Origin of the sequence: Mesorhizobium sp. M1A.F.Ca.IN.022.07.1.1 (genome assembly GCF_003997575.1) — a bacterium.
Lineage (GTDB): Bacteria > Pseudomonadota > Alphaproteobacteria > Rhizobiales > Rhizobiaceae > Mesorhizobium.
In genome coordinates this window covers 1-7,403 of sequence record NZ_RZST01000294.1, presented here as the reverse complement: position 1 = coordinate 7,403, position 7,403 = coordinate 1, and the positions used below count along the sequence as shown (strand labels likewise).

The 7,403-nt window shown below is 65.0% G+C and carries 7 protein-coding genes, 1 pseudogene and 1 riboswitch; of the genes and pseudogenes, 4 read left to right on the top strand and 4 right to left on the bottom strand.

The window, feature by feature from the left end:
• Positions 1-1,395: thiamine/thiamine pyrophosphate ABC transporter permease ThiP (locus EOA75_RS25395; RefSeq protein ID WP_164747552.1), on the bottom strand; the 1,395-nt coding region annotated here is incomplete at its 3' end.
• A gap of 204 nt (positions 1,396-1,599) precedes the next feature.
• Positions 1,600-2,610 (bottom strand): thiamine ABC transporter substrate binding subunit, encoded by a 1,011-nt coding sequence (gene thiB / locus EOA75_RS25385; RefSeq protein WP_127217121.1) that lies wholly within the window; start codon positions 2,608-2,610, stop codon positions 1,600-1,602.
• Between the two features lie 42 nt (positions 2,611-2,652).
• Positions 2,653-2,768: riboswitch (TPP riboswitch) on the bottom strand.
• 139 nt (positions 2,769-2,907) lie between these two features.
• On the opposite strand from thiB, the gene EOA75_RS25380 reads away from it, so the two are divergent.
• Both EOA75_RS25380 and EOA75_RS25375 read left to right on the top strand, forming a co-directional pair.
• Positions 2,908-3,552, top strand: coding sequence for a thiamine diphosphokinase (locus tag EOA75_RS25380; protein WP_127217122.1), 645 nt, complete (start codon positions 2,908-2,910; stop codon positions 3,550-3,552).
• Between the two features lies 1 nt (position 3,553).
• Positions 3,554-5,368: an ABC-F family ATP-binding cassette domain-containing protein gene (locus EOA75_RS25375; protein WP_127247207.1), complete on the top strand. Its 1,815-nt coding sequence runs from the start codon at positions 3,554-3,556 to the stop codon at positions 5,366-5,368.
• A 16-nt stretch (positions 5,369-5,384) separates the two neighbouring features.
• Here the strand turns inward: EOA75_RS25375 and EOA75_RS25370 are convergent, their stop codons facing one another.
• Positions 5,385-6,323, bottom strand: a complete 939-nt coding sequence (locus tag EOA75_RS25370) for a homocysteine S-methyltransferase family protein (RefSeq protein WP_127325443.1) — start codon at positions 6,321-6,323, stop codon at positions 5,385-5,387.
• Between the two features lie 154 nt (positions 6,324-6,477).
• Between EOA75_RS25370 and EOA75_RS25365 the strand changes: the two genes are divergently transcribed.
• Both EOA75_RS25365 and EOA75_RS25360 read left to right on the top strand, forming a co-directional pair.
• The gene (locus EOA75_RS25365) at positions 6,478-6,720 is read left to right on the top strand and encodes a type II toxin-antitoxin system CcdA family antitoxin (RefSeq protein WP_067002201.1); all 243 of its coding nucleotides are present in this window, start codon (positions 6,478-6,480) and stop codon (positions 6,718-6,720) included.
• Positions 6,720-7,022 (top strand): CcdB family protein, encoded by a 303-nt coding sequence (locus EOA75_RS25360; RefSeq protein ID WP_127325442.1) that lies wholly within the window; start codon positions 6,720-6,722, stop codon positions 7,020-7,022. The genes EOA75_RS25365 and EOA75_RS25360 overlap by 1 nt, the downstream gene beginning before the upstream one ends.
• Before the next feature lie 11 nt (positions 7,023-7,033).
• On the opposite strand, the pseudogene EOA75_RS25355 reads toward EOA75_RS25360, so the two are convergent.
• A pseudogene (locus tag EOA75_RS25355) lies at positions 7,034-7,403 on the bottom strand (hypothetical protein); the annotation flags it as partial.

The following is a 7,403-nucleotide window of genomic DNA, read 5'->3' as shown; positions in this document are numbered from 1 at the left end:
CCGCAGCGACGGCCAGTCGACCAGCCGCAGCCGGTTCCAGCCGGAAATGCCGAGCGCCAGGCAGAGTCGCTCGTGGCGCTCGCTCGCCGCATCATAGGCAGGGCGGACGGCGCGAATGGCGAAAGGCATTGCCATCACCGCATTGACCGCGACGACCATGACGGGCGCGATGGCGAACACATCGGTGATGTTGCGCAGAGCCAGGAACCAGCCGGCGCCGATCACGATCGGCGGCACGACCAGCACGAAACCGGCGCCGGTGTCGGCGGCGTGTTCGAGCAGCGACATGGCGCCGCCCGCGCGGCGCCTCAGGGCCAGTGCGCGTCGGGCGGCGATCAGCGACAGCGACAGCATCACGCAAAACAGCGCCGAGAGAAAGGAGAGCCCGGCGCTGGTGAGCGTCGCGCGGCGCACGGCGTCCTCGCCGGCCAGCCGGCCGAGATCCGCCTCCAGCCCGGCGAGCACGGTCGCCGCCATCGGTGCGGCGACGAACAGCAGCGCAAGCACGATGAGGCCGGCATTCAACACGGCCTCGGTGGTGCTGGTCGCAAGATAGCGGCGTGGCGCTACCGGCAGATTCGCATCGCCGACCGTGTTGGCGCCGAGTCGCGTCAGCATGGCGACCACGACGAAGGTCAGCACGATCTGCAGAAACGTTAGTGTCACGGCCCGCGCGGGATCGAAATCGAAGCGCAGCGCCTGGTAGATCGCGACCTCTAGCGTCGTCGCCGCCGGCCCGCCACCCAGCGTCAGTACGATTGTGAAGGAGGTGATGCACAGCATGAAGACCAGCCCGGCGACCCCCGGCAGCACCGTGCGCAGCGCCGGCCATTCGATCAGCCGGAAGGCCGACCGAGCGTCCATACCGAGCTGGCTCGCCAGCCGCCACTGGTCGGCCGGCACGGTGCCGAGCGCCTCGAGGAACAGCCGCGTGGCCAATGGCAGGTTGAAGAAGACATGCGCGACCAGGATGCCGGAAAGGCCGTAAATGCCCGGCCATTCCCCACCGCCGAACGTGCCGAGGATGCCGGCAAAATAACCGGCACGGCCGTAGAGCGCCAACACGCCGAGCGCGGCGACGATGGCCGGCAGCGCCAGCGGCACCGTGAACAACTGCAGGATCAGGCGACGTCCGGGAAAGTTCGTTTGCCTGGACAGGGCGCGGCCGACGAACACTGCCGGCAAGACCGAAAGCAATGTCGACAGCAGCGCCTGCCAAAGCGTGAAGCGGGCGACGCGGAGCAGATAGCTGTCGAAGGCCGCGGCAGCGCTGGACGGACCGCTCGCGCCTTCGAGGATCAGGCCGGCGAAGGCGCCGCCGATGAGCAAAGTGATGGCGACAAGGGCGATGATGCCGGCGGTGATGCGAGGGTCAGGGCGCGGCGTGGATTGCACGCTGCACCACGTTGGCTCGAGCTAGCGAACGCCACGTTCCGTCGCACCCCCCTCTGTCCTGCCGGACATCTCCCACTCTAGGAGGGAGATTGGCAGCTTTGCCGCTCTTCCTACACCGTCGGCGGCTAGCGAAATCACCGATCCCCCTTTGCGGGGGAGATGGCCGGCCGGACAGAGGGGGGTGCTCAAGCGCCATCCTGCGTCCTACTTGCTCATCGCCGCCAGCCATTCATCCACCCAGGCCTTGCGGTTGGCCGCCACCTCGTCCGGGCTGAACAGCAGGGTTTTGGTCGGCTTCACCAGCTTTTCGAAGGCCGGGTTGAGCGGCTTGTCGGTCTTGCCGGCCGGGAACATCCAGTTGGTCTCCGGGATGATGTCCTGGAACTTGGGCCCGGTCATGAAGGCTATGAATTTTTCCGCCAGCGGGTTCTTCGCGCCGGTTTTGGTGATGCCGGCGACCTCGATCTGCAGATATTCGCCCTCCTCGAAGGACGCCGCCTGATAGCGCTCGGTGTTCTCGGCCACCATGTGGTAGGCCGGCGAAGTGGTATAGGAGAGAACCATCGGCGCCTCGCCCTTGGTGAACAGACCATAGGCCTCGCTCCAGCCCGGCGTCACGGTCAGCACCTTCGGCTTCAGCTTGGCCCAGGCTTCCGGCGCCTTGTCGCCATAGACCGACTTGACCCACAGCAGCAGCCCGAGGCCCGGCGTCGAAGTGCGCGGATCCTGGATAATGATCTTGTCGGGGCCGGCGCCCTCGACCAGTTCCTTCAAGCTCTTCGGCGGGGTCTTCAGCTTTTCGGTGTCGTAGACGACGGCGAAATAGCCGTAGTCGAAAGGCACGAAAGTGTCGTCTTTCCAGCCGCCGGGCACATTCAAATCGGCCACCGCGCCATGCGGCGCGAATAGGCCGCTCGCCTTGGCATCCGCGGTCAGGTTGGTATCGAGGCCGAGCACGACATCGGCCTTGGTGCCGGCGCCCTCCAGCTTGACGCGGTTGAGCAGTGCCACGCCGTCGGCAACCGAGACGAATTCGAGATCGCAGCCGCATTCGGCCTCGAATTCCTTCTTCACCGCGGGCCCGGGACCCCAGTCGGCGGTGAAGCTTTCGTAGGTGTAGACGGTAAGCTTGTCTTTCGCCTCGGCAGGCCCGACGCCCACCAAAAGCGAAACAAGGCCGGCTGCAAGAACAAGGTTGGACAATAACGAGCGCATCGGCGCCTCCTTCGTTCGCGTTAAAGGAATTGAGGCGTCGGATGGTCCGAAGCGTCTAATCCCTCCGCCGGTACAAACCGGATCAGGTTCAGCGGGTTGGCTTTCGTTGCCTCTCAGCCGGTTCGCAAAATCAGCGTCCGGCACCCCGTTAGAGCATTTCGAGACATAGGCCGGGCCGATGCGGCGCGCAAGCGGAAGTTTCCGGGGATCATCATCGTTCACCGCGGTAGCGAAGCGCGATTCCGTTTGGACGCGCCCGCTTCCGTTTCGTGGGCCGGGCTGGTAAGGGCGACGGCCATGGGCACATTCACCATCCTGCTTGGCGGCGATCTCGTCCGCACGCCTCGCCTCGATCGCCAGATCGAAGGCTCCCGCATCATCGCCGCCGATGCCGGTATCGGCCATGCCCATATGCTTGGCCTCCTGCCGGAGCTCTGGGTCGGAGATTTCGACTCGGTACCGCCAAACCTGCCGGAGAATCTGGCCGCCGTGCCGCGCAAGATTTTCCCGACCGAGAAGGACATGACCGACGGCGAGCTCGCCATTGCCGAGGCGCTGGCGCGCGGCGCCACCAGCCTGGTGCTGGCCGGCGCCTTCGGCGGCAAGCGCGCCGATCATGCCTTTCTGCATTTGGCTCTGAGCGTGCGGCTGGCCGAGGCGGGCATGACCGTGCTGCTGACCAGCGGCGCGCAGGAAGGCGTGCCGATCCTGCCGGGCAAAGCCGGCTTCGACTACGCCGAGGGCACGCTGTTCTCGGTGCTCGGCTTCTCCGACCTCGCCGGCCTGACGGTCTCAGGCGCCAAATGGCCGCTGGACGGTGTCGAGGTGGCGTTCGGCTCATCGCTTACCATATCAAATGAGATCAAGGGTCGGCTCGAGATCGCGCTCGAGCGTGGCCGGGCGCTGCTGCTCGCCCACCCCTATCCTCTTCCCGAAAGCTGACATGGCACCGCCTCTTCTCAATCTGGATGGCATAAAACTGACTTTTGGCGGCACGCCGCTGCTCGACGGCGCGGCGCTGAGCGCCTCCGCCGGCGAGAAGATCGCGCTTGTCGGCCGCAACGGTTCGGGCAAGTCGACGCTGCTCAAGATCGTCGCGGGGCTGATCGAACCGCAGGACGGCGAAGTATTCCGCCAGCCCTCGGCAACGGTGCGCTACCTGCCGCAAATGCCCGATATGGATGGCTTCGCCAGCGTGCGCGCCTATGTCGAAGCCGGCCTCGGGCCGGCCGACGACCCGCATCGCGCCACTTATCTGATGGAGCATCTCGGCCTGACCGGCGAGGAGCGGCCGAACGACCTTTCCGGCGGCGAGGCGCGCCGCGCAGCACTCGCCCGCGTCATGGCGCCGGAGCCCGATATCCTGCTCCTCGACGAGCCGACCAACCATCTCGACCTGTCGGTCATCGAATGGCTGGAAGAAGAGCTTGCCCGCACCTCCTCGGCCGTGATCCTGATCTCGCACGACCGCCGCTTTCTCGAGCGCGTCTCGCGCGCCACCGTCTGGCTCGACCGCGGCCAGACGCGCCGGCTGGACAAGGGGTTCGCGCACTTTGAGGAATGGCGCGACCAGGTGCTTGAAGAGGAAGAGCGCGAACAGCACAAGCTCGGCCGCCAGATCGTGCGCGAGGAGCATTGGCTGCGCTATGGCGTGACCGCCAGGCGCAAGCGCAACATGCGCCGGCTCGGCGAGCTGCAGGCCATGCGCCAGCGTTTTCGCAGCCATCGCGGCGCCGAGGGTTCGGCGACGATGGTGGCAAGCGACGCCGCTGAATCCGGCAAGCTGGTGATCGAAGCCAAAGGCATCGAGAAGAGTTTTGGCGACCTCACCGTGGTCAAGGGCTTTTCGACCCGTATCCAGCGCGGCGACCGTGTCGGCCTTGTCGGGCCGAACGGCGTCGGCAAGACGACGCTTCTCAAGATGCTGACCGGCGAGCTGCCGCCGGATGCCGGCACCGTGCGGCTCGGCGTCAATCTGGAAATCGCAACGCTCGACCAGAAGCGCGAGGCCGTCGACCCGCAGGAGACGCTGGCGAATTACCTGACCGACGGGCGCGGCGAGAACCTTGTGGTCAATGGCGAGCAGCGCCACGTCGTCTCCTATATGAAGGATTTTCTTTTCAAGCCGGAGCAGGCGCGCACGCCGGTGCGCGAGCTTTCGGGCGGCGAGCGGGCGCGACTGCTGCTGGCCCGGGTGCTGGCGCGGCCGGCGAACCTTTTGGTGCTCGACGAGCCGACCAACGACCTCGACATGGAGACGCTGGAGCTGCTGCAGGAACTGGTCGCCGGCTTTGCCGGAACGGTCGTCCTGGTCAGCCACGATCGCGATTTCCTTGACCGCACAGTCACCAGCGTGATCGCGCCCAACGGCGCCGGACGCTGGATCGAATATGCCGGCGGCTATTCCGACATGCTGGCGCAACGCGGCGGCTCGAAGCTGGAGGAGCGCAAGGCAAGGCCGAAGGCTGAAGCGAACGAAGCGACGGCCAGGGCCGAACAGACCAGCGCTAAAAGCCCGGCCAAGAAGCTCTCCTTCAAGCAGAAATTCGCGCTGGAATCCCTGCCGAAGAAGATCGAGGCGGTGAGCGCGTCCATCTCAAGGCTGGAGAACAGTATCGCCGACCCGTCCTTCTACGAGCGCGATCCCGCATCGTTCCAGAAGACCATCGCCGCGCTCGACAAGGAGCGCACCACGCTGGCCTCACTTGAGGAAGAGTGGCTGGAGTTGGAGATGCTACGCGAGGAGATGGAAGGCTAGCCGCTATCGGCAAGGCTCAGAGGCAGGCCTCGCAGATCGCAGCGATATGGCGTCTGTCGGTGCCGCAGCAGCCGCCAAGCACGGCTATCTGGCCGAAGCGGTCGCGCATGGCGCGGTAGCGCCGGCCGAGGTCGACAGGATCGCCTGGATCGAGTTCGGTCGCCGCATCCAGCTCGGCATGGCTTTTGGCTGAGGCGTTGGCCCGCACGCCGCGAATGCGCCTGATCCAGCGTCCGTCGCCGGCAAGGACGGCGTCGAAATGGCTCGGATGTGCGCAGTTGATCATGAAATATGCGGGAGCGCCGTCCGTTTCGTCGTCAACGGTCTCGATGGCGTCTCTCAAGCTCTCCCCCGAAGGCAGGCGTCCTTCCGTCTCGACGGTAAACGAAATCACCGACGGGAGCCCCACCGCCATCGCGGCACAGGCTATTCCGGCAGCCTCCTGCGCATAGGTCATCGTGATGGCGCTGACCATATCGGCGCTGGCATCGCGGAACGCCTTGACCTGATCGCCGTGATAGGTCTCGGCCTCGGCGGGCGTCATGACTGTGTCAATGCGGTAGCCGTCGCCACGGGGCCCGACCACCCCATTGACCAGCACGGTCATGCCACGCGCAACATAGGGCGCAGCCAGCGCCCGCGCCCATGACACTGCCTGCATGTCTATGCCCGACAATGCGACTTTCGAATAGCCGAGCTTCTCGCCCCAGTCCGGATTGGCGCGCCACGTCGGAGTATCGAGCACGAAGCCGACCCCGTGTTTGTCGGCGATGTCGAGATACTGGCGGAAATAGCGGGCCAACGTCGTCCGCCCCTCCTCCTCGCCAAGAAGCGGAAAGGCGGCGAAGGAGGGCAGATCGAGGCCTTCCAGAAAAACAAGCGAGGTCTCGAGGCCGCCATCGGTCAGGAAAACGGCTTCACCCAGCTCACGAACGTCGATCTTCGCACTGGTCATCGCCGTCTCCGGTCAGACCTGCCGCTTGCGCGACTATAGCATTTGAGGGCGAATTTGCCATGCCGGTCCGGTCGCGAAGGTCGCGCTGGTCCAAGCTATCCATTGCAGCACTCGCGTGATGCGCATATTCTATACGCATGTTGCGGAGGCTATCATGCGCAAGATTGCCGCAAATGCGGTCCGCCAGCCGGCAAATCTATCGATCGATTCACAGCTCATGAAGGAAGCCAAGGGGCTCAACGTGAATGTATCTCGTGCCGCCGAAGCCGGGATCGCAGAAGCCGTGGCAGCCGAGAAAACGCGGCTGTGGAAGCTCGAAAACCGCGCCACCATGGATGCCTGGAACGAGTATGTCGACACGTACGGCGTTCCGCTCAAGGAGCATAGGCAGTTCTGATGGCGCGCTATGACGCCTTTGCCGCCAGCGGCATCGAAGGCGGCTACCTCCTCGAGGTTCAATCCGACCTGCTCGACAATTTCAAGACGCGCGTCGTCGTTCCGCTTTTGCCCCTCGCGTCGGCGCCGCCGCCAATGCGGAGGCTGCACCCGGTCTTCGAAATCAATGGACGCAAGCCGGTCATGGCCACCCATCTGATCGCTACGGTGGCTGCGACGGAACTCGGGGAAAACCGTTTCAACCTCGCGAAGCATCACGACGAGATCGTTGCAGCGCTCGACATGCTGTTTCAGGGCTTCTGAGCCGCTCGGCCTCAACCGGACGTCTTCGTCGCCCAGGCCTTCAGCGCCTCATCAAAAACCTTCTCGCCCGGAATGCCCTTTTCCATGGTGAGCAGGGCACGGCGTCCGGTCTTGTAGACCACCGGCACGTCGATCCAGGCCTGCCCCCTGAGCAGCGTCAGGTTGGCGTCCTCGTCGGCCTTGGTGTCGTTGAGGGCGACGAGGAAGAAGCCGTCGGCGATCTTGGCCGGGATACCGATCAGCGGGCTGCCGGCGTCCTGTTCCGAGCTCTTCATGGCGATGCGCAGGATGTTGTCGACGCCGCCGCCGTCAAACCCTTCCGGCGTCAGGAAGATCATCTCGATGATGTGGCTGGCCGGCAGCGTCTGGTCGGTATTGCGC

What these genes read in the sequence shown, in the direction of transcription:
- EOA75_RS25360 (WP_127325442.1), top strand. Translation starts at nt 6,720, where the DNA reads ATGGCGCGCTATGACGCCTTTGCCGCCAGCGGCATCGAAGGCGGCTAC.
- EOA75_RS25375 (WP_127247207.1), top strand. Translation starts at nt 3,554, where the DNA reads ATGGCACCGCCTCTTCTCAATCTGGATGGCATAAAACTGACTTTTGGC.
- EOA75_RS25365 (WP_067002201.1), top strand. Translation starts at nt 6,478, where the DNA reads ATGCGCAAGATTGCCGCAAATGCGGTCCGCCAGCCGGCAAATCTATCG.
- thiB (WP_127217121.1), bottom strand. Translation starts at nt 2,610, where the DNA reads ATGCGCTCGTTATTGTCCAACCTTGTTCTTGCAGCCGGCCTTGTTTCG.
- EOA75_RS25380 (WP_127217122.1), top strand. Translation starts at nt 2,908, where the DNA reads ATGGGCACATTCACCATCCTGCTTGGCGGCGATCTCGTCCGCACGCCT.
- EOA75_RS25370 (WP_127325443.1), bottom strand. Translation starts at nt 6,323, where the DNA reads ATGACCAGTGCGAAGATCGACGTTCGTGAGCTGGGTGAAGCCGTTTTC.